Origin of the sequence: Prauserella shujinwangii (assembly GCF_003001955.1) — a bacterium.
GTDB lineage: Bacteria > Actinomycetota > Actinomycetes > Mycobacteriales > Pseudonocardiaceae > Qaidamihabitans > Qaidamihabitans shujinwangii.
This window is the reverse complement of the sequence record NZ_PVNH01000002.1, coordinates 631564-655760: the sequence shown is the minus strand read 5'-3', so window position 1 is coordinate 655760 and position 24197 is coordinate 631564. Positions and strand designations below refer to the sequence as shown.

Genomic DNA, 24197 nt, shown 5'->3' with positions numbered 1-24197 from the left:
CGGTGGGCAGCCGGCGGGTACGGGCCGTCGTGCCGCCGTTCCGCGCGCTCGACCCGGAGCTGGCGGCGGCCGAACGGCTGCTCGCCTCGGGCCACCGGCAGCTCAGCGCCGTCACCGACCCGCTGCCGGACGAGCACGCCGCGGCACAACGGCTGAACGACGTGCTCGCCGGCACCGGCGCCACGCCCCGCCTCGTCCAGGACGGCGGGGCGTGGCGTGTCGTGCACGTGGGCACGTCGGGGGAGCCGGGGGAACTCGTGGCGGCGGCGTGGGGGCTGGCCGGGCTGGTCGTGGCGGGCGGCTGGCGGCGGATCAAGCGGTGCGGTGCCTGTGATCTGGTGTTCTGCGACCGCACGGCCGGTTGCACACGGCGGTGGTGCGCCGAGCATCGCCCGCGTGGCGGTCGCGGGAGGGGCGCGGTGCACTAGCATCGGAGCCACGAAAGCGACTGGCGTGATCGAGGTGGAGCACCACCGGGGAGCGTTCGAGGAGCGGGCACCGCGCGCCTGGGTGCCGCCCCGCGTGTCAGGAGATGTGACATGACGCACCAGCCCGCCATCCCCACCCTGTCCGCCGCCGATCCCGAGATCGCCGGGCTCGTCGAGGCGGAGGCCACGCGGCAACACGACAAGGTCCGGCTGATCGCGTCGGAGAACTACGTGTCGCGGGCCGTGCTGGAGGCCACCGGCACAGTGCTGACCAACAAGTACTCCGAGGGTTACGCGGGCAGGCGCTACTACGAGGGCCAGCAGAACGTCGACCCGATCGAGCGGCTCGCGATCGAGCGCGCGAAGGCCGTCTTCGGCGCCGACCACGCCAACGTGCAGCCGTACTCCGGGTCGCCGGCGAACCTCGCGGCGTATCTCGCGTTCGCCCAGCCCGGCGACACGATCCTCGGCATGGCGCTGCCGGACGGCGGCCACCTCACACACGGCTGGTCGGTCTCCGCGACCGGTAAGTGGTTCAACGCCGTCCGCTACGGCGTGCGCAAGGAGACCGGGCGGGTGGACCTCGACCAGGTGCGCGACCTCGCGCGGGAGCACCGGCCGAAGCTCATCTTCGCGGGCGGCACGGCGATCCCGCGCATCATCGACTTCCCCGCGTTCGCGGAGATCGCCGAGGAGGTCGGCGCCGTGCTGGTCGCCGACATCGCGCACATCGCGGGCCTGGTGGCCGGTGGCGCCCACCCCTCGCCGGTCGGCCACGCACCGGTGATCACCACGACGACCCACAAGACCCTGCGGGGCCCGAGGGGCGCGATGATCCTGACCGACGCCGAGCACGCGAAGGCCGTCGACAAGGCCGTGTTCCCCGGTCTGCAGGGCGGCCCGCACAACCACACCACGGCCGCGATCGCGGTGGCGCTCGGCGAGGCCGCGCGGCCGGACTTCCGCGACTACGCGCACGGTGTCGTCGCCAACGCCAAGGCGCTCGCCGACGCTCTGCTGGACCGGGGTTACGAACTCGTCTCCGGCGGCACCGACAACCACCTGCTGCTCGTGGACCTCACGAACAAGCAGGTCGGTGGCAAGCCTGCGGCGCAGGCGCTGGACCGGGCCGGGATCGAGCTGAACTACAACACGGTGCCGTTCGACCCGCGCAAGCCGTTCGACCCCTCGGGCATCCGGCTGGGCACCGCCGCCATCACCACGCGCGGGCTGCGACCGGAGCACCAGCCCGCGATCGCGGAGTGGATCGACCGGGTGGTCACGGCGGCCGCCAGGGAGGACGAGTCGGGGCTCGACACGGTGGCCGCCGAGGTGCGCGAGCTGCTGGCCGAGTTCCCGATGCCCGGCTACGTGGCCTGACGGGACGCTCGTGAGTGGTGAGCGTGGTGCTCACCACGGTCACCACTCACGAGAGACCGTGGTCAGTGCTCGGTGCCCTGCTCGTTCATGGCGGCGAAACGCTCGTAGGAACGCTTGATCTCGGTCTCGGCCTCGACGCGGCCCTCCCACTTCGAGCCCTCGACGCTCTTCGCGGGCTCGAGGTCCTTGTAGACCTGGAAGAAGTGCTCGATCTCGAGCTTGTGGAACTCGTTGAGGTGGTGGATGTCCCGCAGGTGCTCCAGGCGGGGGTCGTCGGACGGCACGGCGAGCACCTTGTCGTCCGGTCCCTTCTCGTCGGTCATGCGGAACATGCCGATCGCGCGGCAGCGGATCAGGCAGCCGGGAAACGTGGGCTCCTGGACCAGGACCAGCACGTCGAGCGGGTCGCCGTCCTGGCCCAGGGTGTCGTCGATGAACCCGTAGTCGGCTGGATACTGCGTGGCCGTGAACAGGGTGCGGTCCAGCTTGATGCGCCCGGTCTTGTGGTCCACCTCGTACTTGTTGCGCTCCCCTTTGGGGATTTCGATCGTGACGTCGAACTCCACGCCGTCCTCGCTGATTCATCGGTTGGTGCCGCACCTGCGGGCGGCTCACATTGCTTGTCTGTCGGCCTCACTAGTGTGGACCACGTACTGGCGGGGCCCGCACGGATGGTGTGTGAGTTTGGCCCCGCCCGACCCTGCGGCCGGACGAGGAGGGGTGCGTGGCGGAGGGGGATGACAGGGCAGAACCGGCGTGGCCGTCAGATGACCGCGACACGCCGCCCGGCGGGTCCGAGCAACCCACCAACCAGCTGCCTGTGCCGAACGTCACGGCCGCGGACTCGCCGACCGTATGGGTGCCCAAACCGCCACGAGCCGAACCGCCGCCACCGGCCCCGCCGCCGCAGCCACCGCAGGGACCGTCCCAGCGGCAGCCACCGCAGGGACCACCGCCACCGCCACCGGACGCACGCCCCCGCGTCGAGGTGCGGCAGGCCTCCGGGCACGCCAGGCCGATGCGGATCGAGCCGTCCGGCGAGCGGCACCCGGCACCTTCCATCTCCGGCGCCGACCAGCGGCCCCCGCAACCGCCCGCGCCGCAGCCGCCCCGGCCGTCCCCGCCCCAGCCGCCACAGGCGCAGGCCAGGCAGGCACCACCGCAGCCGCCGCCACCTCGGCAACAGCGACCGCAGCCCGCTCCGGCCGAGCCGCGGCCGGAGGCGCAGCCGGACCCGGGACCCGCGGAGCAGGCGGACCGGGCCGAGGACACCGGTCCGCGGGAGCCGGAACGGTCGCGCGGGAAGCGCGGGCCGCTGATCACCGGGCTCGCGCTGCTGCTCGTGCTCGCCGTGGGCGTGGTGCTCGCGCTGCCGGACGTGTCCAACCGGCTCGCGCTGCCCTGGGCGCCGAACGCCCCGCAGGGTCCGCCCCCCGAGCCGGTCGCGGTGAGCCGCGAGCTGCGTGGTCCCTCGGCTACCGCGCCCGCGCCCACACCGCAGGGGGTGGCCTCCGTGCTGGGCGGCATCGCGGGCAGCGCGCCGCTGGGCACCCTCGGCGCCACCGTGATCGACCCGGCCTCGGGCACCACGCTGTGGGAGACCAACCCGGACCGGGCACTCACCCCGGCCTCCACCACGAAGGTGCTCACGGCGGCCGCCGCGCTGCTGACCCTCGACCACGGCACGCAGCTGACCACCACGGTCGTCGAGGGCGGCGAACCCGGCAGCGTGGTGCTCGTCGCGGGCGGCGACGTCACCCTGTCCTCGCTCCAGGAGGGGCAGGAGTCCGTCTACGCGAACGCCGCGCGCCTCGACGACCTCGTGGCCCAGGTGCGGGAGGCCACCGGAGGGGACGTGCACGAGGTCCGGCTCGACCTGAGCGCGTTCACCGGCCCCACCGAGGCGCCGGGCTGGGCTCCCGGCGACGCGCCGTCGACGTTCATGGCCGAGGTGCAGCCCGCCATGCTCGACGGTGGCCGGAGCGATCCCGCCGACGAGCACTCGATGCGGGTGTCCGACCCCGCGGGCGTCCTGGCGCGGGAGCTGGCCGAGCGGCTCGGTGCGCGGGTCGGTGCGCCCATGACCACCTCGGCCCCGGAAGGTGCGCGCGTACTCGGCGAGGTGCGGTCGGCGCCGATCACCGAACTGGTGAACCAGTCCCTGCTGCACTCCGACAACCTGCTCGCCGAGGTGATCGCCCGGCAGGTCGCCATCGCGGAGGGTGCGGAACCGTCGTTCTCCGGAGCGTCGCGGGCGATGCGGGACGTGCTGTCCCGCAACGGGTTCGACGTCAGCGGGGTTCGCCTCGAAGACGGCAGCGGGCTGTCCACGGACGCCAAGGTCACGTCCCGCGTGCTCGGGCAGGTCCTCGCGACCGCCGCCGCGCCCGACGGTGGCGACCCGCTCACCCCCCGGCTGCGGCCGATGCTCGGCGGCCTGCCCGTGGCGGGCGGCAGCGGCACCCTCTCCGACCGCTACACCCAGCCACCCGCCGCCGAGGGCAGGGGCTGGGTGCGCGCGAAGACCGGCACGATCTCCTCCTCCGGCACGAACAGCCTCGCCGGGGTGGTCCTTGACGCCGACAACCGCGTGCTCGTCTTCGCCTTCATGTCGTCGGGGTCGCAGACCGAGCCGGGCCGGGCGGCACTCGACGCCATGGCCGCCGCACTGCGCGAATGTGGCTGCCGCTGAGGCCAGGTAGCGTCGATGAGGTGAACCAGCAGTCGCAGACCAGTGAGACGTCCGCGAACCCGATCGTCGACTGGTCCCTCGCCGCCGCCACCGGCGCCTACCTCGTGCGGGGCGGACCCACCGTGCCGAAGGCCGAGGCCGAGCGGACCGTCGTCGAGCTGCGCGAGCTGACCGTCGGTGCCGAGCGGCACGTCCGCGACCTCACGGGGCTCGGCTCGGACCTGCCGTTGCGGCCTGCCGAGGTCGTCGACCGGCCCGGCTGGGTGCGCGCGGCCGCGGCGGGGCTCGACGAGCTGACCAGCCGGGCGCTGCGCGACACGTCGAGGGGGCCGTTCGGGCCGCTGCTGGCAGGCGGAGCCGGTGTGCAGACCGGCGTCGTCCTCGCCTTCCTCGGGGCCAGGGTGCTCGGTCAGTACGACCCGTTCGGCGGTCCGGACAAGGAGGGCCAGCTGGTCCTCGTCGCGCCGAACGTCGTCGCCGCGCAGCAGGCGATGAACGTGTCCGCCCGCGACTTCCGCATGTGGGTCTGCCTGCACGAGTGCACCCACCGGCTGCAGTTCACGTCGGTGAGCTGGCTGCGCGACTACTTCGCCGACGAGGTCTCCCGCCTCGTCGGCGGTCTCGCCGAGTCCGACGGTCTCGGTGAGCTGCTCGGCAGGCTGCCCGAGACGCTCAAGGAGGCCAGGCGCACCCGCGGCGAGGGATCCCTCGGCCTCGCCGAGCTGGTGCAGTCGCCGCAGCAGCGGGCGGTGTTCGACCGGCTGCTCGCGCTCTCCACCCTGCTGGAGGGGCACGCCGACTACGTGATGGACGCGGTGGGCCCTCAGGTGGTGCCCAGCGTGGCCACGATCCGCGAGCGGTTCACCGAACGCCGCAAGGGCGGTGGCCTGCTCGACCGGATCCTGCGCAGCCTCCTGGGCATCGACGCCAAGATCCGCCAGTACGCGCAGGGCTCGGCGTTCACCCGGCACGTGATCGACACGGTCGGCATGGAGGGCTTCAACGCCGTCTGGACCTCGCCGAACACCCTGCCGAGCCGGGCGGAGATCCGCGACCCGCGGGCCTGGGTGCGGCGCATGCACGGATGAGCAGACCCGACCCCGCCGTCGCGACCGTGCGCAGGGCGGTGCGCGAGTTCCTCGGCACGGTGGATCCTTTTCCCGCCGAGCTCTACGTCGCGGTCTCCGGCGGGGCCGACTCGCTCGCGCTCACCGAGGCCGCCGTGCACGCCGCGCACCGGATGGGCGGCCGGGTGACCGCGCTCGTCGTCGACCACGGGCTGCAACCGGACTCGGCACGGGTGGCGGAAGGCGCCGCGCGGAGCGCCCGCGAGCTGGGCGCGGCCGACGCCCGGGTGCTGACCACCACCGTCGCCGGCCCGGGCGGGCCCGAGGCCGCCGCCCGCAAGGCGCGCTACGCCGCACTGCGGGCCGCCGCGGGCGAGCCCGATCCGCTCGTCCTGCTCGGGCACACGAGGGACGACCAGGCCGAGACGGTGCTGCTCGGCCTCGGCCGGGGTTCCGGGCCCCGTTCGATCGCGGGGATGCGACCGCTCGACCCGCCGTGGGGCAGGCCGCTGCTCGGCGTCCCCCGCGCGGTCACCAGGGCCGCCTGTGCCGCGCTCGGTGTCGAGCCGTGGACGGATCCGCACAACGCCGATCCGCGGTTCACCCGGGTCCGGTTGCGCACCGAGGTGCTCCCCCTGCTGGAGGATGTGCTGTCGGGCGGGGTGGCCGGGGCGCTGGCTCGTACGGCGACACAGCTGCGCGAGGACGACGACGCCCTCGACACGCTTGCCGGCGAACTGCTCGACCGGGTGCGGTCCGGCGACGATCTGGCCGTCGGGCTGCTCGAACCCGCTCCCGCCGCGTTGCGCAGGCGGGTGCTGCGGCACTGGCTGCTCTCGGGCGGGGTGCCCGAGCTCACCGACCCGCACCTGCGTTCGGTCGACGCGCTCGTCGGCGACTGGCGCGGGCAGGGCGGGGTGTGGCTACCCGGCAATTTTGTGGCGAGCAGGGTGCATGGCAGGCTGTGTCTCGCTCGCGTAGCTCCCGGGACGCGGGAGTGCGGGCGCTTCCCGTGAGCCCCACCGAACCCACCGCAAGAGGGGACCGACTCGTGTACGAAGGCGACATCGCCTCCGTGCTCGTTACCGAGCAGCAGATCAAGGACAAGATCGCCGAGTTGGCGGAGAAGGTCGCCGCCGACTACCCGTCCGACGGCCGTGGCTCCGACCTGGTGCTGGTCGGGGTGCTCAAGGGCGCGGTCATGTTCATGACCGACTTCGCCCGTGCGCTGCCCATCCCGGCGCAGATGGAGTTCATGGCGGTGTCCTCGTACGGATCGTCGACGTCGTCGTCCGGCGTCGTGCGGATCCTGAAGGACCTCGACCGCGACATCGCGGGCCGCGACGTGCTGATCGTGGAGGACATCGTCGACTCCGGGCTGACCCTGTCGTGGCTGCTGCGCAACCTCGCCAGCCGCAACCCCGCCTCCCTCAACGTGTGCTCGCTGCTGCGCAAGAAGGACGCGGTGAAGGTCGACGTGCCGGTGAAGTACGTCGGTTTCGACATCCCCAACGAATTCGTCGTGGGGTACGGGCTCGACTACGCGGAGCGTTACCGGGACCTGCCCTACATCGGCACCCTGGATCCGCGGGTTTACTCCTCGTAACTCCTGGTGAACTCGTTGCGCACCGGTACGCGAATGCGGAACCCTAACCCCCGAGAACGCGTCATACCGGCGCAGCTGGTGCGTTAACCTAAGCGAAGATCGCCGACAGCTCGCGGCCGGCGCTTGCTGGGGACAGGGAGAGAACAGAATGGGGAACAGCAGCTTTGCGGACGCCGCGGCGTTCCGCAACGCGGCGGCCACGGGCCAGGTGGGAGTCGACCCGGACGCCGCGCAGGGGGTTCTGAGCAAGATCCGCAAGGGCAAGGACTCCATCGAGGCGTTGCTCCGCGACGCGGGCTCGCTGGCGCAGCCGCCGCGGCTCGGCGCGAACCCGGTCGGTCACGCCATCTCGGCGAAGTTCTCCGACCGTGCGGCAGGTAGCGGGGACTCCTACGCGCAGGCCCTGCGCAACCTGTACGCCGAGTACGACCAGGCCGAGCAGGCGATCCTCACGGCGATGAGCCGTTACGAGGACTTCGACCAGTCCGCCGCGGAACCGTTCACCAGGCACGTCTGATACCAGGGGGAGTTTGAGACATGGAGCCGAACACGCCCGAGCAGCAGGGCGCGGGCAACGTGCCGCTCGGTGACAACTCCGAGGTGGCGCAGATCGTCGACCAGGCGCGGGGCCGTGCCGACGGCTTCCTGTACGGGGACGACCGGGCCATCGCCGACCGGCCGAACTGGGCCGCGCAGGAGAGCGAGCAGCTCTACCGCGCCGCCACGCTGAACAACGACCCCGGTAGCGCCGAGGCGACCGGGCAGGGCTGGGCCTCCCACAGCCGGGAGCTGCAGCAGGCCGCCGACGACCTCTACAACGCGATCTCCGAGCTGGGTGCCGCGTGGGTCGGCCAGGGTGCCGGAGCCGCGCAGGGCGCGCTCGTCGCGATCGCGAACTCCGGCTCGCAGGCGTCCGAGGCCGCGCACACCATGAGCCACCGCCTCGCGCAGCAGGCCGCGGCCGCCGCCGAGGTCAAGAAGATGCCCGAGCCGGTGGAGTTCGACCCCGCCGCGGAGACGGCCGCGATGCTCGCGGGCGGTCCCGCCGCGATGGTCAAGGACCTGAAGCCGAAGTTCGACGCGGCCCGTGAGGTCAAGGCACAGCAGGTCGCGTACATGGAGGCGTACACGACCGCGCTGTCGGAGATCGACAACACCACGCCGAGCTTCGGGCCCGAGTCCCTCGGGCTGCGGCCGAACGCCGGGCGGACGGACCTGAACGCGGGCCAGGTGGGCACGGTCGCCGCCTTCGGCGGGCCGTCGGGGAGCCTGGCCGGACCCGACTTCGGCGGGATCGGCTCCGCACCTCCGCTGCACGCGTCGAGCGCGATGGACGGTTCCGCCTCCGGGTTCGCGGGCGGTGCGCACGGTGGCCAGCCCGCCGCGGGAGCGGGGCAGGGCCTCGCCGCGGGGCAGGGCCCGGCCGCCGGTCCGGGTGCCGGCTCCGCCGCGGGCGCCGCCCAGGGCGGCGCCGCCCCGGGTGGTTCCGGCTCGCTGGCCCCGACGCTGGGCGGCGCGGCGGTCGGTGGCGCGGTCGGCGCCCTTGGCGCCCGCGCGCTCGCCAAGGGCAACCGCAGTGGCAGCACCAAGCAGCAGTCCTCCGAGACGAACGCGTCGGCCAACATGCAGCCCAACAGCGCCGCGTCGGTCGCCCCGCAGAACCAGGGCCTGGTTCCGGGCAGCGGCACCATCGGCGCCGGTGCCGCCCCGCCACCGGCCACCGCGCCCATGGGTGGCATGGGTGCCGCCGGAGCGGGCCAGCAGAAGGAGGAGGAGCACACGCACGCCTCCTTCCTCATCGAGCCGGATCCGGACGACGCGTTCGGCGCCAACGAGGCCACCCCACCGCCGGTGATCGGCGCCTGGGGCGACGACGCCGAGGAGCGGTAACCGGTGGCGGAGCTGCTCACTCCGCTGGAGCTGGACTTCCTCTGGGAGTCGTTCGGGGCAGGTGAGCTGCCCTATCCGCTGGAGGCGCGCTCGCATGGCGAGACCATGGACGAGCGCGCCGCCCTGCGGCGGCGCACGTTCGCGGAGTTGGCGCGGCGAGGTGTCCTCGACGACGCGGGCAGGCTCGATCCGCGCGTCGGGGAGCACTTCGAGATCCTCGCCGCCCCGGACCTGAGCCTCGACTCGGTGTACGTGGCTTCGCCGGGCGGCGACCCGGTGCTCGCCGTGGTCGCGGCGCTCGGCGGTACCGGGGTGCGGGCGGTGCAGGACGCTCGCGGCCTGCACCTGGACCGGGTTCCCGCAGACGGCCTCGCGAGTGCTGTCGTGGGACTGCTGCCCGCCGTGGCCCGGGGCGTCGAGAAGTCCATCACCGTGCCGCTCGAACAGCTCATCGCGGGCCCCGGGGCCGACTTCATGCAGCGCAGGGCACCCGCTCCCGACGGTGGCCGGGCCAGTGTGGACGAGGACCGCAAGGCCCTCGCCCGGCTGCACGCGCAACCGCGCCTGCGGGGCGGGCAGATCGGCGCCAACGCCCGCAGCCGGTCCGGCGGCAAGAGCCGCATGCCGGTGCTGAGCTGGTTCGACACGGAGACCGGCCGGTACTTCACCCAGGCGACGCGGGGGCAGGACGGCCGGGACTGGATCACGATCGCTCCCGCGGACGCGGCCACGCTGCGGCACCGGCTGTCCGAGATGCTCGCCGGAGCGGCGAACGCCACCACCGCTCCGCTGTGACCGTCCGCGGCCGCCCGGGATGAGACGTACGTTACTCTTCGGTAGTCGCTGCCCGGCGGCACGCGAACAACAGGGGAGGATCGTGCCCACGCAAGAGTTCTTCACGCCGGTCGCCTTCGACTTCCTGTGGGAGTCGGCTCGGGTGGGAGAGCTGCCGTACCCACTGCGGGTGCGGTCACACGGCAGCACCGAGACCGAGCGGCTGACCCTGCGCCAACGCGCGGAGACCGAGTTCGCGGCCCGCCGTCTCGCGGACACGCCGGTCGCCCGCTGGATCGAGGTGCTGGCCAGGCCGACGCTGAGCATCGACGCACTGCACATCCCGGAGTTCGAGGCCGAGCCGGTCGCGGTGCTCGCGGCCACCGACGGGACCGACGCGGTCGTCGTGATCCAGGACGCCGACGGCGTCTGGCTGCGGCCCACGTACCCCGACGGGCTCGCCTCCACGGTCGTGGACCTGCTGCCCCGCTGCGACCGGGGCAGCGAACCCTCGGTGACGTTGCCGCTCGCGGACGCCGTGCGCACCCCACCCGCGCGCTCGGCCATCGGCGCCGGGACCGTCGGGGGCGCGGAACGGAAGGCCCGGCAGCGCACGGCGCTGTCGGAGCGGCCGGCGGACCCTCGGCAGGCGTACGCGCAGCTGATCGCCCAGCCCCGGTTGCGCGGCGGGCAGCTCGCCGCCAACAGCAGGGACCACCTCGGCGGCAAGCGCCGCTCGCCGGTGCTGGCCTGGTTCGACACCGGCACCGGCCGCTACCTGAGCCTCTCCCGCGCCGGTACCGACGGCAGCGAGTGGGTCACCGTCTCGCCCGCCGACGCCAAGACGCTGCGCACCCGGCTCGCGGAGATGCTGGCCCAGGTCGCGGCCTGACCCGCCGCGGCCCTGGTGGGAACATCCGCAGGCCCGTGGCCGTTGACGACGTGAGGATCGCCCGGCCACCCTTTCCGGCCGGGCGGTACCCTGGTGGGACGGCTAACCCCGTACCGCATGCAGTTGTCAACACCGTGACTGTGCCTCGTCTGGATGTCACACGTACCGCCTAGCCAGGGAGGGTCGAGGCCACCAGGGCCGGATCGAATGGACCGCAAGCGCCTGCTCAAGAACCCACTGCTGTGGATAGTCGCGGTTCTGCTGCTCTACTTCGTCTTCAGCACGATCTTCGACAGCGACCGTGGGTACACGCACGTACCCACGTCGCGCGCCGTCGAGCAGATCGCCTCGGGCAACATCACCGAGGCGAACCTCGAGGACAAGGAGCAGCAGCTCAAACTCCACCTGGCTAACCCGATCGACGTCGACGGCCAGCAGGTCGAGCAGATCATCACGAAGTTCCCCGCGGGGGCTTCCGACCAGCTCTACAACTCGCTGATCAACGCCGAGCACAACGGCAACCCGGTCGAGTTCGACACCACGGTCACCCAGGACTCGTTCTTCACCCAGCTGCTGATCTACATGATCCCGCTCGGGATCCTGTTGCTGCTGCTGATGTGGATGATGAACAACGCCCAGGGCGGCGGCAACCGGGTCCTCAACTTCGGCAAGTCCAAGGCCAAGCAGCTGAACAAGGACATGCCGAAGACCACGTTCGGTGACGTGGCGGGTGCCGACGAGGCGGTCGAGGAGCTGCACGAGATCAAGGACTTCCTGCAGAACCCGGCGCGCTACCAGGCGCTCGGCGCGAAGATCCCGAAGGGTGTGCTGCTCTACGGCCCGCCGGGTACCGGTAAGACACTGCTCGCGCGCGCCGTCGCCGGTGAGGCGGGGGTGCCGTTCTACACCATCTCCGGCTCCGACTTCGTCGAGATGTTCGTCGGTGTCGGCGCGTCCCGGGTGCGGGACCTGTTCGAGCAGGCGAAGCAGAACGCACCGTGCATCATCTTCGTCGACGAGATCGACGCGGTCGGCCGCCAGCGCGGCGCCGGCCTCGGCGGTGGTCACGACGAGCGCGAGCAGACCCTGAACCAGCTGCTCGTCGAGATGGACGGCTTCGACTCGCGCGGCGGCATCATCCTGATCGCCGCCACCAACCGGCCCGACATCCTCGACCCGGCACTGCTGCGGCCCGGCCGGTTCGACCGGCAGATCCCGGTGTCCGCGCCCGACCTGCGGGGCAGGCGCGCGATCCTCGAGGTGCACTCGAAGGGCAAGCCGATCGCGGAGAACGCCGACCTGGAGGCGCTCGCGAAGCGCACGGTCGGCATGTCCGGTGCGGACCTGGCGAACGTCATCAACGAGGCCGCGTTGCTCACCGCCCGCACGAACGGGCACGTGATCACCGACTCCGCGTTGGAGGAGTCGGTCGACCGCGTGATCGGGGGTCCCGCGCGCAAGAGCCGGATCATCTCCGAGAAGGAGAAGAAGATCACGGCCTATCACGAGGGCGGGCACGCGCTCGCCGCGTGGGCCATGCCGGACATCGAACCGGTGTACAAGCTGACGATCCTCCCTCGCGGGCGCACCGGGGGGCATGCCTTGCTTGTGCCCGAGGACGACAAGGAGCTGATGACCCGGTCGGAGATGATCGGCAGGCTCGTGTTCGCGATGGGCGGACGCACCGCCGAGGAGCTCGTCTTCCACGAGCCCACCACGGGTGCCGTCTCCGACATCGAGCAGGCGACCAAGATCGCCAGGTCGATGGTCACCGAGTACGGCATGAGCCCGCGGCTCGGCGCCGTGAAGTACGGCCAGGAGCAGGGTGATCCGTTCCTCGGCCGGTCGGCGGGCAGGCAGCCGGACTACTCCCTCGAGGTCGCGCACGAGATCGACGAGGAGGTCCGCAAGCTCATCGAGACCGCGCACACCGAGGCGTGGGAGGTGCTCAACACCTACCGGGACGTGCTCGACGACCTGGTCGTGGAGCTGCTGGAGAAGGAGACCCTGCAGCGGCGCGACCTGGAGCGGATCTTCGCGGCGGTGGAGAAGCGCCCGCGGATCACGGCGTTCAACGAGTTCGGCGAGCGGCTGCCCTCGGACAAACCGCCGATCAAGACGCCGGCCGAGCTCGCCATGGAACGCGGCGAGCCTTGGCCCCCCGAGCCGGAGGAGCCGGAGCGTGACCGGCGGGAGGAGGAGCGCCAGCCGGAACCGACGCCGGTCGGCACCGCTCCGGGCGCCCACGACGTCCCCGGCGGACCGCCACGCAGCCAGCCGGAGCCACCGCCCAACCCGTACGCGCCGCCGCCCAGCAGCGGCAACCCCAACGGCAACCGGCGGAACAACGGTGGCCAGCAGGGTGGTGGCCAGGGCTCGTGGCCCCCGCCGTACGCCGGCGGTCAGCAGGGCGGTGGCTATCCGTCCCCGTCCGGCGGCCAGAGCGGCCCGCCGAACTACGGCGCCCCGCCCGGCTGGACCCCGGCGACCACGCCCGGCAACCGGCCGAGCCAGCCGTGGCGGCAGGGCCCGCAGGCTCCGCCACCCGTCCAGCAGGGTCCGCAGGGCCAGCGGCAGGGGCAGGAGCACCAGTGGTTCTCCGACCCCGCTCAGGGCCAGGGGCCGCAGGGGCAGTACGGTGGCAGGCCTGAGGAGGGGCAACGCCAGCACCCGGACGATCAGGACGGTCAACATCAGCAGTGACTTCGCGGTCGACGGCCACGGGGTTTTCGAGGATGTGAACCCGCCTCGAGCCGGAGGCCCTGTGTTCGATCAGTCGCGCGCCGAGAACGCGGTGCGGGAGCTCCTGCTCGCGTGCGGAGAGGATCCGGATCGCGAGGGTCTGCGGGAGACCCCCGCCCGCGTGGCGCGTGCCTACCGCGAGCTGTTCGCCGGCCTCTACAGCGAGCCGGACCGGGTGCTCGACCGCACCTTCGACGAGAGTCACGAAGAGCTGGTCCTGGTCACCGACATCCCGATGTACAGCACCTGCGTCCCGAGCGAGCAGACGGTGAACGCGGTGGACGGTCGCAAGCGGGCGCGGGACGTCGCCGTCGGTGACCGACTGTGGACGCTCGCCAACGGCAACGTCGAACAGACGACCGTGGTCGGGGTCAGCTCGCATCGGACTCGCGAACTCGTCGAGGTCACCACCGCGGGCGGGACGTTCGTCGTCACTCCGGATCATCCCCTCGCGACCCCGCACGGCTGGATGGAAGCCAGGGATGTCGCCGGCACCCACATCGAGTGGACGCACGCCTTGGGCGAACGAGCCAGGCAGCTCGTCGGCGTCTCCGGTGGCTCTCCGCGTGCTCTCCACTCAGGAGCGTTGTCGAAGGCCGACGCGCTGAGCTGGCACGTTCGGCACGGTTTCCCGCAGGACGACTACGCCACCGATCTGATCGAGTCGGAGTATGTCGCGGTGGAGTCGGTGCGGCCGGTTTCCGCGACCGGGACGACGCCCTACACGGTCTACAGCTTCACATGTGCGCCGCATCCGACGTTTCTCGTGGCCGGGCACCTGACGCACAACTGTGAGCACCACCTGGTGCCGTTCCACGGGGTCGCCCACGTCGGGTACATCCCCAACGCGCAGGGCAAGGTGACGGGCCTGTCGAAGCTGGCCAGGCTGGTCGACCTCTACGCCAAGCGCCCGCAGGTGCAGGAACGGCTCACCTCCCAGATCGCCGACGCGATCGACCGCAGGCTCCGGCCGCGGGGCGTCATCGTCGTCATCGAGGCCGAGCACCTGTGCATGGCGATGCGCGGCGTGCGCAAGCCGGGCGCCCGCACCACCACGTCCGCCGTCCGGGGGCTGCTGCAGTCCTCGGCCTCGTCGCGGGCGGAGGCGCTGGACCTGATCAAGGGCCGCCGGTGACGCGGCCCGTCCACCCGAACCTGCCCGATCCGGGCCGGTGCGTGGTGATGGGCGTGCTCAACGTGACGCCCGACTCGTTCTCCGACGGCGGCCGCTACCTCAGCCGCGACGACGCTTTGGCACACGCGCACGCGATGTGGCGGCGCGGCGCTGACGTCATCGACGTCGGTGGCGAGTCCACGCGGCCTGGTGCCGGCCGGGTCGACGCCGACACCGAGAAGTCCCGCGTGCTGCCGGTGATCCGGGAGCTCGCCGCGGACGGGCTGCGGTTGTCCGTCGACACCACGAGGGCGGCCGTGGCGGCCGCCGCCGTCGACGCGGGCGCGCGGATCATCAACGACGTGTCCGGCGGTCTGGCCGACGCGGACATGGCCAAGGTGGTCGCCGAAGCCGGGGTGCCGTGGATCCTCATGCACTGGCGCGGGCACTCGAAGGACATGAACGCGCTGGCCACCTACGACGACGTGGTGTACGAGGTGCGCCAGGAGCTCACCGCGCGGGTGGATGCCGCGCTCGGCGCGGGTGTGTCCGCGGACGCCATCGTGCTCGACCCGGGGCTGGGTTTCGCCAAGCACGCCCCGCACGACTGGGCGCTGCTGCACGGTCTCGGCAGCCTGCTCGACCTCGGCTTCCCGGTGCTCGTCGGGGCGTCCCGTAAGCGGTTCCTCGGCAGGCTGCTCGCCGACGCCGAGGGCGATCCCCGCCCGCCCGCGGGGCGCGAGGTGGCGACCGCGGCGATCTCGACGCTCGCGGCGTTCTCCGGCGCGTGGGGTGTCCGGGTGCACGAGGTCGGCGCTTCGCTCGACGCGGTGCTCGTCGCCGCCGCGTGGCGGCGGGGGTCCCCGGAATGACCGACCGGATCACGCTGACCGGTCTGCGCGTGCGTGGGCGGCACGGCGTCTTCGAGCACGAGAAGCGCGAAGGGCAGGAGTTCGTCGTCGACGTCACCGCCTGGCTGGACCTGGCGCCTGCCGCGGCGTCCGACGACCTCGCCGACACGCTGCACTACGGCGAGCTCGCCCAGCTCGTGGCCGGCATCGTGGGCGGCGACCCGTACGACCTGATCGAGAGCGTGGCGGGCCGCATCGCCGACGAGGTGCTGCGGGACGAGCGGCTGCGTGCGGTCGAGGTGACCGTGCACAAGCCGGCCGCGCCGATCCCGCTGACGTTCGACGACGTGGCCGTGACCATCCGCAGGCAGCGATGAGCAGGGCCGTCCTGTCCCTCGGTGCCAACCTCGGCGACCGGCTGGGCTACCTCCGGCTCGCCGTCGACGGGCTGCGGGACGTGCTGGTGGCGGTGTCGAGCGTGTACGAGACCGAGCCGTGGGGCGTCACCGACCAGCCCGACTTCCTCAACGCCGTGTGCGTCGTGGCCGATCCGGACCGCGACCACTGGGCGTGGCTGCGCACCGCGCGGGAACTGGAGCGGCGGGCGGAACGCGTGCGGGAGCGGCGCTGGGGTCCGCGCACCCTGGACGTCGACGTGGTCACCGTGGACGGGGTCCGCTCGGACGACCCGGAACTGCTGCTGCCGCACCCGGGTACCCCGGACCGGGCGACCGTGCTCGTGCCGTGGCTGGAGATCGACCCGGCCGCCGAGGTTCCCGGCCGTGGCCGGGCGGCCGACCTGCTGGCCGCGCTGCCGGAGGCCGACCGCGCGGCCGTCCGCCGCCGCCCCGACCTCACCCTCTGAGCACCGCCCGCCCCCACCGCCGCCGGTCACCCCACGCACCCCACCAGCCCCACCCGCCCCACTGATGCGGAGCAAGGGAGCTTTACTACCGCTAGACGGGAGTAAAGCTCCCTTGCTCACCCGGTGGCGGGGTCAGGGCCGGGAGGTGCGCAGGGCGGCGACGAGCCATTCGACGGCGTCGTGGCGGCTGGGGACCGTGGGCCAGCCGTTGATCACGGCCAGCAGCTGCCAGTACCGCTCGGCTCGCCGGTCGTTGCCGCTCGCGATGCGCTCGGCGAGCGTGGCCCGGAACTCGGCGCCGTCCGACTCACCCGGCCCGAGCGAGGCGCGGGCGACGTCGTCGGCGAGCGCGCGGCCCTCCGCCGAGTCCGGGGCCAGCCCGGCGTCCATCGCGGCCTGCGCCCGCTCGCTCCAGTCCGCCCACGTCTCGCGCTGGTCGAGCGTGGGTGCCGCGAACTCCTCTCCCTCGCTCCTGCGCCGTTCGTGCTGCTCGCCCATCCCGCGGATCAGCCGCCGGAAATCGGGATCCCGCACCAGCTCCGCGAACTCGACCCACGCCTCCACCTGCTCCGGTGTCGGGTCGTCGGGCAGCTCCGGCTTCGTGGACCGCATCCACCCGTAGAACTCGGAGTCGACGTCGAGCCCCGCGCTCACCTCGTCCCAGAACTCGTCGACGAGCCGCTTGCGCTCCTCGTCGGGCATGGAAGCCAGCCTGTTCATCAACTTCACCTCGTCCAGCTCGGATTTCCGTTTCGCGACCGCCCGCAGGACGCTCCGCCGCAGCCGGAGCACGCGGATCTGCTCGTCGAGCACCGTCACGTGCCTCTCGGCCAGCTCGGCGACGGTGGTCGCCTCCGCCAGCACCCGCTCGATGTCGGCCAGTCCCACACCGAGCTCACGCAGGGTGCGCACCAGCTCCAGCCGGGCCAGCGCGTGCGCGTCGTAGAGCCGGTACCCGGCGTGGGTGCGGTCGGTGGGCGGCAGGAGGCCCTCGTCGGAGTAGAACCGGATCGTCTTGACCGGCAGGCCGGTCCGGCGGGACAGTTCCCCGATCGTGAACACCCTGCTTCCCCCTCGCGGTCGCGAAACCATGCTGAACTCTCCAGTCGGTGGAGAGTCAACCACGCCGCGACGCCGGTCGGCTCGTGCGCGGGGAACGCGCATCACGGTTCCCACTCACGAGAGGGAGGGTCGCCGGGCGAAGTACGGTGGGAGCATGCATTTCACGCGGCCACGCGAGCTGCTCCTCGCCGCCGTGCTCGGCTTCGGGCTGACCTTCCTCGCCTTCCAGACCACGTACGAGTCGCTGCCCAGCCTGCCGACGACGGCCGGCGTCACGCTGCTCGTGCTCGCCGTGGTCGAGTTCGTGCTCGCGTTCGTCGTCCGCAGCCGTATCCGCAGCCACCAGGTCGTGACCGGGGTCGGGGTCGCGCGCGCCGTCGTCCTGGCGAAGGCCTCGTCGTTGCTCGGCGCCCTGATGCTCGGCGCGTGGCTCGGCGCGCTCGCCTACGTCGCGCCGAGGGCGGACCGGCTCACCGCCGCCGCCGACGACCTCCCCGCGGCCATCGTGGGCGCCGTCTGCGCGGTGGCGTTGCTCGGTGCGGCGCTGTGGCTCGAGTACTGCTGCCGCACACCGAATCCTCGTGATCGGGACAGCGATCGGAGAGTGACCGGTTAACGCTCCGGATGCGCCGCTCGAAGTACCGACTAGGTCTCAGTCGGATTACTAGAAGGTACGGTGTGGGGCATGACTGGCGTGGATGACGACTCGCGCGGCCGCCATTCGGGTAGGTCGTGGCTCGTCGTCGGCTTCGTCCTCGCCGTCGCGGCCACCCTCGCGCTGGTCCTCACCGAGGATCTGCGATACCTGCGGCTCGGCATCGTCGCCGCGCTGTGGGCGGCGCTCATCGGCGCGTTCGTCGCGGCCCGGTACCGCAAGCAGGTCGCGGCGACCCAGGAGTCGGTGGCGCAGGCCCAGGAGATCTACGAGCTGGAGCTCGAACGGGAGATCGCCGCACGCCGCGAGTTCGAGCTGGAGCTGGAGGCCGAGGCCAAACAGCGGGCCGAGGAGAACTCCCGGGACGAGCTCGAGGCGTTGCGCGCCGAGGTCACCGCGCTGCGCGAGAGCCTCCAGGCCCTCTTCGGCGGCGAGGTGCTGTACGAGCGGGTGGCGCTCACCGCGCAGTCGACTCGGATGCGCTCCCTGTCCGAGGAGCCCCGCATGGTCACCGCGGGCGAGAACAACGGCAACGGAAACGGAAACGGGAAGAAACCGGCCCAGCTGCTCGCGAGCAAGAAGCCCGTCGAGCTCACGGACCGCCCCACGGAGCTGATCGACCGGGTTCGTGAGCCCGAGGCACCGCCGCGCCGCGCTCCGCAGGCCGACTCGGGCAAGACCCAGTACGTGCCCCGGCCCTCCCGCCCCGTGGACAGCGGCGGCGCGCAGGACCGGCAGCCGCCGCGCCGGGTCCGGCCACCGGGGGCGTCGGTGGCCGCCAAGGCGTCCGAAGCCGCCAACCGGGCCAGGGCGGAGATGTCCAGACCTCGCCAGCAGCCCGTCGAGCGGCCCGCGCCTGACCAGCGCGACCAGTCGCCGCCGACGCGACAGGTGAAGCCCGTGCAGACGCCGCCGAAGCGGCAGGCACAATCTCCTCGTGAGCGTGGCCCCGAGCCGCGGAGGGACCATCCGGCCGAGCCCACCAGGCCCGCGATGGAGCCCCTCACCCGAGGCAGATCGGCCGCGAGCGTCACCCCGCCGGGCCGTGAGCCGGAACACTCCCCGAAACCCCAGCGTAAGAAACCGGAGCAGTCCCCAGTGCAACGCCCTGAGCCGGAGCAGCCCACGCCCGCCGCGCGCCGCGCGCCGCAGCAGCCCGAGCCCGTGCCCGAGCCTGCCCCGAGCTACGACGCGGACTGGTCCGCTTCGTGGCGGGACGCCGAAGGCGGCGGCAGACGGCGTGCGCCCGAGCAGGCCGCGGCCGACGAGGCGCGCCCCGAACCGAACCCGACCCTCCCGCCCGAGATCCGCGACCTGCCCGCCCGTCCCGGTGGCCGCAGGCGCCGGGCGGAGGACGACGACGCGGCGGCCGGGCGGCACGGCGAGCCGGAGTCCTACTCCGGCGGCAGGCGGTACCGCCCCGAGGGCGAGCCGTGGGCGAACCACGGCGGCGGCGAGCGCGCGAACGGCGGCGGCAGGCGCCGCGCGCCCGAACCGGACAGCACGAACGAACCGAGCGGCTCGCACTCGGAGGGCCGCTCGGTGAGCGAACTGCTCGCCGCGCACGGGGCGAGCAACACGACCCCGCGGCGCAGGCGGCGCGCGGAGGACTGACCCACCGGGAACACTCGTCCGCACCGTGGACGCGCACGGCTAGGGTGCCCGCGTGACGGGAGCCAACTCGAGCGAACCAGCGCGGCACCGCCCCGCCTCGCAGGGGGTCACTGTCCTGCTGCCGGTGGTCGGCCTGCTCGTGGCCGCGGTGTGCGGACTGTTGCTGTTCGGGCTCGGCACGGCGCGGGTCGGCGCGACGGCCGTCGGGATCGGCGTCGTCGCGGCGACCGTGCCGGTCGCCGTGGTCGTCGCGACGTTCCTCTGGATCGACCGGTGGGAGCCGGAGCCCGCACCGTTGCTGCTGCTCACGTTCGTCTGGGGCGCCTGTGTGGCGACCCTCACGGCCCTGCTGATCAACGACACCGCGGCCGCGGTCGGTGACCTGTTGCTCGGCATCGGGCGCGGCGACAAGGTCAGCGCCATCGTGTCGGCGCCGTTCGCCGAGGAGGCGGTGAAGGCGGTGCCATTGCTCCTGCTGCTGTGGCACCGCAGCCGCGAGTTCGACGGTGTGGTGGACGGGATCGTCTACGCGGGGTTCAGCGCGGCGGGCTTCGCGTTCACCGAGAACATCTACTACTTCGGTCGCGCCTTCGCCGAGCACGGCTTCGGCGACGCCACGAGCCCCGGCGTGCTCGCCGCGTTCATCCTGCGCGGGGTGCTCTCGCCGTTCACCCATCCGCTGTTCTCGGTGCTCATCGGGATCGGGGTCGGTGTCGCGGCGATGTCGCGGGGCCGGACGAGGAAGGTCCTCGCCCCGCTCGGCGGCTACGTGCTGGCCGTTGGACTGCACTCGCTGTGGAACGCGAGCGCCACCCTCGGTGGAGGTTCGGCGTTCATCAACGTGTACTTCCTGGTGATGGTGCCCGTGTTCCTCGGCGTGGCCATGCTCGTGCTGTGGCAGCGGCGCCGGGAGGAACGCATCATCGCCGCGGCCCTGCCGAAGATGGCCTCCGCGCGGTGGATCGCCCAGTCCGAGGTCGAGCTGCTGGCCAGCCTCGCCGGGCGAAGGCGGTGGCGCAGGCAGGCGCGCCGCGAGTCGGGCCGCAGAGCGGCGAGGGCCGTCGCGGAGTACCAGGCCCGGGTCACCGAACTGGCGTTCCTGCGCAGGCTCCCCGCGGGCGGCTCCGAGCGCAGGGCTCGCAGGGACGAGCTGCTCTCCCGGCTGCGGGCGGCCAGGGCGGAGGCGGTGCGGCTGGCTTCGGAAGGGGGGACCCGGGACGGGTGAAGCTCGTCACCAAGCGGGTTCTGGTCGCGAGTCGCGGGGCTACCCTCGCGCCATCGTCTGGTACCCGCGACTGCGGAGCGGGACTGGAACGAGTTCGGGAGTCTGGAACATGAGCGTCCACCGGGGCACGCCGTGATGCGGCCGGCCCGACTCGCTGTCGGCGTGGTGTCGGCGGGCAGGGTCGGCAGCGTGTTCGGCGCGGCGCTGGCCAGAGCGGGGCACACCGTGGTCGGTGCCTCCGGTATCTCCGAGGCGTCGGTGCGGCGGGCCGAGCGGTTGCTGCCCGGGGTGCCGCTGCTGCCCTCCGACGAGGTCGCCGCCGCCGCGGACCTGGTGTTGCTCGCCCTTCCCGACGACGCGCTCGGCCCGATGGTCAGGGGCCTGGCCGCGACCGGCGCGTTCCGCGCGGGGCAGATCGTCGTGCACACCTCCGGTGCGCACGGCATCGGCATCCTGAGCCCGGCGACCGAGCTCGGCGCCCTCCCGCTCGCCCTGCACCCCGTGATGACGTTCACCGGGCGCGAGGAGGATCTGGAGCGCCTCGCCGCGTGCAGCGTCGGGGTCACCGCCGCGGAGGGCGACGAGGCCGCCTGGAATGTCGGTGAGGCCCTGACGGTTGAAATGGGCGCGGAACCCGTCCGCATCCCCGAGGCCACCCGGTCGCTGTACCACGCGGCACTTGCCCACGGGGCCAACCATCTCGTCACGCTCGTCGCCGACTGCGCCGAGCTGCTGCGAGCGGGTGGCGTGGGCAACGCCGAACGGCTGCTCGGTCCGCTCCTCTCGGCGGCGCTGGACAACGCGCTCCGGCACGGCGACCGCGCGCTGACCGGCCCGGTCGCGCGCGGCGACGCCGGAACCGTGCGTACCCACCTGCGCGTGCTGGCGGATCGGGCGCCCGACGTGGCCCCGACCTACCGGACCCTCGCCCGGCGCACCGTTGCCAGGGCCAGCGAGTCCGGCCTGCTCGGCGCCGAGGCCGCGGCCGAGATCGCCACCCTGCTCGACGACGGACGTGATGTGAAGTGACTGCCCCGAAGGCCCCCAAGTTCACCCGAGGCCGGCTGAACACCTACGCCAAACCCGGCGACATGCGCCAGGTCACCTCGGCGCTGCGCGGTGTCGGCCGCCAGGTCGCGCTCGTGCCCACGATGGGCGCGCTGCACGCGGGCCATCTCGAACTGCTGCGCCGCGCAAGGCGGCTGCCGAACACGGTGGTCGCGGCCTCCATCTTCGTCAACCCGCTGCAGTTCGGCGCCGGTGAGGACTTCACCGCCTACCCGAGGCCCCGGGAGCGCGACCTGGAGGCGCTGGCCGAGGCGGGTGTGGAGATCGCCTTCACCCCGGAGGAGAGTGATCTCTACGCGCCGGACGCGGCGGTGACCGTGCATCCCGGTCCGCTCGGCGACGAGCTGGAGGGCGCGTTCCGCCCCGGGCACTTCGCCGGCGTGCTCACCGTGGTGGCCAAGCTGTTCAACATCGTGCGGCCGCACTACGCGTTCTTCGGGGAGAAGGACTACCAGCAGCTGGTGCTGATCCGCCGCATGGTGCGCGACCTGGACATGGAGACGCGGGTGCTCGGGGTGCCGACCGTGCGGGAGCGCGACGGGCTGGCCCTGTCCTCCCGCAACGTCTACCTCACGGCGGAGCAGCGGGAGCAGGCTGTGGCGCTGTCCGCGGCGCTGGTGGCAGGCGCGCACGCGGGCCGGTTCGGCGCCGAGGCCGTGCTCGAGGCGGCCCGCGGCACGCTGGCCGCCCGGCCCGAGGTCTCGGTGGACTACCTGGAGCTGCGGGGAACCGAGCTGGGGCCCGCGCCCGTCGACGGGGAGGCACGGCTGCTCGTGGCGGCCAGGGTCGGGCGCACCCGGCTCATCGACAACGTTCCGGTCCTGCTCGGCGCCGCGGCCGGTCAGGAAAGGGAAATGGCAGACTTGTCCATTGAGGACGCAGGGGTATAGAGGGAGTCCGCGATGTACCGCACGATGCTGAAATCCAAGATCCACAGAGCCACGGTGACGCAGGCCGACCTGCACTACGTCGGCTCGGTCACCGTCGACGAGGCCCTGATGGAGGCGGCCGACCTGCTGCCGGGCGAACAGGTGTCCATCGTGGACATCACCAACGGGGCGCGGCTGGAGACCTACGTCATCACCGGCGAGCGGGACAGCGGCGTGATCGGCATCAACGGTGCCGCCGCGCACCTGGTGCACCCCGGTGACCTGGTGATCCTCATCGCCTACGGCCAGATGGACAACGCCGAGGCGGCGACGTTCAAGCCGAGGATCGTGTTCGTCGACGCCGACAACAGGATCGTCACCGAGGGCAGCGACCCCGCCGACGCTCCGGACGGGTCCGGCCTGGTCAGCGGCGCGCTGCCGATCGCGCAGCAGGGCGAGCCCGCCACGTTCCCGGTGGCGGAGACGGTGGACGCCGCGAGGCTGGACGCGCTCCTGCACGCGGAGAGCTAGTTGCTGCTCACCGTCGACGTCGGCAACACGAATATCGTGCTCGGCCTGTACTCCGGGAGGGGAGAGTCGGCCAAGCTGGTTCGTGACTGGCGCATGCGCACCGATGCCCGGATCACCGCGGACGAGCTCGCGCTCACGATGCGCGGGCTGCTCGGCGAGTACGCCGACGCGGTGACCGGGATCAGCGCGCTGTCGACGGTGCCGGCGGTGCTGCGCGAGCTGCGGGTGATGCTCGCCCGCTACTACCCGGCGGTGCCGAAGATCGTCGTGGAGCCGGGCGTCCGCACCGGCGTCCCGCTCCTCGTCGACAACCCGAAGGAGGTGGGCGCCGACCGGCTGGTGAACACGCTGGCCGCGCACCATCTGCACAACACGGCGTGCGTGGTCGTGGATTTCGGAACGTCGACGAACGTGGACGCGATCTCGGTGAAGGGCGAGTTCCTCGGCGGAGCGTTCGCCCCTGGCATCGAGATCTCCGTCGACGCGCTGGCGGCGAGGGCGGCCGCGCTGCGGAAGGTGGAGCTGGTCCGGCCCCGTTCGGTGATCGGGAAGAACACCGTCGAATGCCTGCAGTCGGGCATCCTGTACGGCTTCGCGGGGCAGGTGGACGGGCTCGTTCGGCGGATCGTGGACGAGCTGTCCCCCGATCCGGACACGCGGGTCGAGGTCATCGCGACCGGTGGCCTCGCCCCACTCGTGCTGTCCGAGTCACGGACGATCACCGAACACGTGCCTGATCTGACGCTGCTGGGCCTGCGACTCGTTTACGAGCGAAACACTCGCTGATTCGGGTACGGCGGTGCGGAGCGGCTCCGTTCGGGTGCTGTGGGGCGCCGGGGCCGGCATGCCGGACGGGCGGTTAACGGTGCTCG

The 24197-nt window shown here is 72.5% G+C and carries 23 protein-coding genes, 2 pseudogenes and 1 riboswitch; of the genes and pseudogenes, 23 read left to right on the top strand and 2 right to left on the bottom strand.

All coding sequences use genetic code 11. The features are described from left to right. Positions 1-2: 2 nt before the first annotated feature. A complete protein-coding gene (locus B0I33_RS06525) occupies positions 3-428 on the top strand; it encodes a CGNR zinc finger domain-containing protein (protein WP_106177605.1) in 426 nt (141 codons plus the stop codon). Positions 429-434: 6 nt separating this feature from the next. Beyond that, positions 435-519: riboswitch (ZMP/ZTP riboswitch) on the top strand. A 20-nt stretch (positions 520-539) separates the two neighbouring features. Further along, complete coding sequence (locus B0I33_RS06520) at positions 540-1808, top strand: serine hydroxymethyltransferase (protein WP_106177604.1); 1269 nt, start codon at positions 540-542, stop codon at positions 1806-1808. A 62-nt stretch (positions 1809-1870) separates the two neighbouring features. Here B0I33_RS06520 and B0I33_RS06515 read toward each other — a convergent pair whose 3' ends face one another. After that, on the bottom strand, positions 1871-2374 hold the full coding sequence (locus B0I33_RS06515; protein WP_106177603.1) for an inorganic diphosphatase: 504 nt from the start codon (positions 2372-2374) through the stop codon (positions 1871-1873). Positions 2375-2826: 452 nt separating this feature from the next. Between B0I33_RS06515 and dacB the strand changes: the two genes are divergently transcribed. The 14 genes and pseudogenes from dacB to folK all read left to right on the top strand — a co-directional run bounded on the left by dacB (position 2827) and on the right by folK (position 16301). Further along, the gene (gene dacB / locus B0I33_RS06510) at positions 2827-4500 is read left to right on the top strand and encodes a D-alanyl-D-alanine carboxypeptidase/D-alanyl-D-alanine endopeptidase (protein WP_245900468.1); all 1674 of its coding nucleotides are present in this window, start codon (positions 2827-2829) and stop codon (positions 4498-4500) included. Positions 4501-4562: 62 nt separating this feature from the next. Further along, positions 4563-5588 carry a zinc-dependent metalloprotease gene (locus B0I33_RS06505; protein ID WP_106177700.1) on the top strand — a complete coding sequence of 342 codons (1026 nt, stop codon included), beginning with the start codon at positions 4563-4565 and terminating at the stop codon, positions 5586-5588. Beyond that, on the top strand, positions 5585-6583 hold the full coding sequence (gene tilS / locus B0I33_RS06500) for a tRNA lysidine(34) synthetase TilS (RefSeq protein WP_106177601.1): 999 nt from the start codon (positions 5585-5587) through the stop codon (positions 6581-6583). Before B0I33_RS06505 ends, tilS begins: the two co-directional genes overlap by 4 nt. A 35-nt stretch (positions 6584-6618) precedes the next feature. Then, on the top strand, positions 6619-7173 hold the full coding sequence (gene hpt / locus B0I33_RS06495) for a hypoxanthine phosphoribosyltransferase (protein ID WP_106177600.1): 555 nt from the start codon (positions 6619-6621) through the stop codon (positions 7171-7173). Positions 7174-7321: 148 nt separating this feature from the next. After that, positions 7322-7690 (top strand): hypothetical protein, encoded by a 369-nt coding sequence (locus tag B0I33_RS06490; protein WP_106177599.1) that lies wholly within the window; start codon positions 7322-7324, stop codon positions 7688-7690. Positions 7691-7710: 20 nt separating this feature from the next. Then, positions 7711-9063, top strand: a complete 1353-nt coding sequence (locus B0I33_RS06485) for a hypothetical protein (protein WP_106177598.1) — start codon at positions 7711-7713, stop codon at positions 9061-9063. A gap of 3 nt (positions 9064-9066) precedes the next feature. Further along, entirely contained in the window at positions 9067-9858 is a 792-nt protein-coding gene (locus B0I33_RS06480) for an ESX secretion-associated protein EspG (RefSeq protein WP_106177597.1), read from the top strand. Positions 9859-9940: 82 nt separating this feature from the next. Then, entirely contained in the window at positions 9941-10729 is a 789-nt protein-coding gene (locus B0I33_RS06475) for an ESX secretion-associated protein EspG (RefSeq protein WP_106177596.1), read from the top strand. A gap of 207 nt (positions 10730-10936) precedes the next feature. Continuing rightward, entirely contained in the window at positions 10937-13432 is a 2496-nt protein-coding gene (ftsH, locus tag B0I33_RS06470) for an ATP-dependent zinc metalloprotease FtsH (protein ID WP_106177595.1), read from the top strand. Between the two features lie 34 nt (positions 13433-13466). Then, a pseudogene (locus B0I33_RS06465) lies at positions 13467-13721 on the top strand (GTP cyclohydrolase I); the annotation flags it as partial. A gap of 540 nt (positions 13722-14261) precedes the next feature. Further along, positions 14262-14606 (top strand): annotated as a pseudogene (gene folE, locus B0I33_RS06460) (GTP cyclohydrolase I); the annotation flags it as partial. 47 nt (positions 14607-14653) lie between these two features. After that, on the top strand, positions 14654-15457 hold the full coding sequence (gene folP / locus B0I33_RS06455; RefSeq protein WP_106177699.1) for a dihydropteroate synthase: 804 nt from the start codon (positions 14654-14656) through the stop codon (positions 15455-15457). Further along, positions 15454-15813 (top strand): dihydroneopterin aldolase, encoded by a 360-nt coding sequence (gene folB, locus B0I33_RS06450; protein WP_106177698.1) that lies wholly within the window; start codon positions 15454-15456, stop codon positions 15811-15813. The genes folP and folB overlap by 4 nt, the downstream gene beginning before the upstream one ends. Continuing rightward, positions 15810-16301, top strand: a complete 492-nt coding sequence (folK, locus tag B0I33_RS06445; protein ID WP_106177594.1) for a 2-amino-4-hydroxy-6-hydroxymethyldihydropteridine diphosphokinase — start codon at positions 15810-15812, stop codon at positions 16299-16301. The genes folB and folK overlap by 4 nt, the downstream gene beginning before the upstream one ends. A gap of 132 nt (positions 16302-16433) precedes the next feature. Here the strand turns inward: folK and B0I33_RS06440 are convergent, their stop codons facing one another. Beyond that, positions 16434-17393, bottom strand: a complete 960-nt coding sequence (locus B0I33_RS06440) for a MerR family transcriptional regulator (RefSeq protein ID WP_106177593.1) — start codon at positions 17391-17393, stop codon at positions 16434-16436. Between the two features lie 124 nt (positions 17394-17517). On the opposite strand from B0I33_RS06440, the gene B0I33_RS06435 reads away from it, so the two are divergent. From B0I33_RS06435 to B0I33_RS06405, 7 genes are all read left to right on the top strand, one after another. Beyond that, positions 17518-17979 (top strand): DUF3180 domain-containing protein, encoded by a 462-nt coding sequence (locus B0I33_RS06435; protein WP_106177592.1) that lies wholly within the window; start codon positions 17518-17520, stop codon positions 17977-17979. 69 nt (positions 17980-18048) lie between these two features. Next, positions 18049-19632 carry a DUF6779 domain-containing protein gene (locus B0I33_RS06430; RefSeq protein WP_106177591.1) on the top strand — a complete coding sequence of 528 codons (1584 nt, stop codon included), beginning with the start codon at positions 18049-18051 and terminating at the stop codon, positions 19630-19632. Positions 19633-19684: 52 nt separating this feature from the next. Beyond that, positions 19685-20857, top strand: coding sequence for a PrsW family intramembrane metalloprotease (locus B0I33_RS06425; protein ID WP_106177590.1), 1173 nt, complete (start codon positions 19685-19687; stop codon positions 20855-20857). A gap of 102 nt (positions 20858-20959) precedes the next feature. Next, positions 20960-21886 (top strand): Rossmann-like and DUF2520 domain-containing protein, encoded by a 927-nt coding sequence (locus B0I33_RS06420; RefSeq protein WP_425440446.1) that lies wholly within the window; start codon positions 20960-20962, stop codon positions 21884-21886. Further along, positions 21883-22815: a pantoate--beta-alanine ligase gene (panC, locus tag B0I33_RS06415; protein ID WP_106177588.1), complete on the top strand. Its 933-nt coding sequence runs from the start codon at positions 21883-21885 to the stop codon at positions 22813-22815. The genes B0I33_RS06420 and panC overlap by 4 nt, the downstream gene beginning before the upstream one ends. A 12-nt stretch (positions 22816-22827) precedes the next feature. Further along, positions 22828-23325, top strand: a complete 498-nt coding sequence (panD, locus tag B0I33_RS06410) for an aspartate 1-decarboxylase (RefSeq protein ID WP_106177587.1) — start codon at positions 22828-22830, stop codon at positions 23323-23325. After that, positions 23326-24111 (top strand): type III pantothenate kinase, encoded by a 786-nt coding sequence (locus B0I33_RS06405; protein ID WP_106177586.1) that lies wholly within the window; start codon positions 23326-23328, stop codon positions 24109-24111. It begins immediately after the preceding gene. The last annotated feature ends 86 nt before the right edge of the window (positions 24112-24197 follow it).

What these genes read in the sequence shown, in the direction of transcription:
- B0I33_RS06520 (WP_106177604.1), top strand. Translation starts at nt 540, where the DNA reads ATGACGCACCAGCCCGCCATCCCCACCCTGTCCGCCGCCGATCCCGAG.
- dacB (WP_245900468.1), top strand. Translation starts at nt 2,827, where the DNA reads ATGCGGATCGAGCCGTCCGGCGAGCGGCACCCGGCACCTTCCATCTCC.
- tilS (WP_106177601.1), top strand. Translation starts at nt 5,585, where the DNA reads ATGAGCAGACCCGACCCCGCCGTCGCGACCGTGCGCAGGGCGGTGCGC.
- B0I33_RS06490 (WP_106177599.1), top strand. Translation starts at nt 7,322, where the DNA reads ATGGGGAACAGCAGCTTTGCGGACGCCGCGGCGTTCCGCAACGCGGCG.
- B0I33_RS06485 (WP_106177598.1), top strand. Translation starts at nt 7,711, where the DNA reads ATGGAGCCGAACACGCCCGAGCAGCAGGGCGCGGGCAACGTGCCGCTC.
- ftsH (WP_106177595.1), top strand. Translation starts at nt 10,937, where the DNA reads ATGGACCGCAAGCGCCTGCTCAAGAACCCACTGCTGTGGATAGTCGCG.
- folP (WP_106177699.1), top strand. Translation starts at nt 14,654, where the DNA reads ATGGGCGTGCTCAACGTGACGCCCGACTCGTTCTCCGACGGCGGCCGC.
- folB (WP_106177698.1), top strand. Translation starts at nt 15,454, where the DNA reads ATGACCGACCGGATCACGCTGACCGGTCTGCGCGTGCGTGGGCGGCAC.
- folK (WP_106177594.1), top strand. Translation starts at nt 15,810, where the DNA reads ATGAGCAGGGCCGTCCTGTCCCTCGGTGCCAACCTCGGCGACCGGCTG.
- B0I33_RS06440 (WP_106177593.1), bottom strand. Translation starts at nt 17,393, where the DNA reads ATGGTTTCGCGACCGCGAGGGGGAAGCAGGGTGTTCACGATCGGGGAA.
- B0I33_RS06435 (WP_106177592.1), top strand. Translation starts at nt 17,518, where the DNA reads ATGCATTTCACGCGGCCACGCGAGCTGCTCCTCGCCGCCGTGCTCGGC.
- B0I33_RS06430 (WP_106177591.1), top strand. Translation starts at nt 18,049, where the DNA reads ATGACTGGCGTGGATGACGACTCGCGCGGCCGCCATTCGGGTAGGTCG.
- panD (WP_106177587.1), top strand. Translation starts at nt 22,828, where the DNA reads ATGTACCGCACGATGCTGAAATCCAAGATCCACAGAGCCACGGTGACG.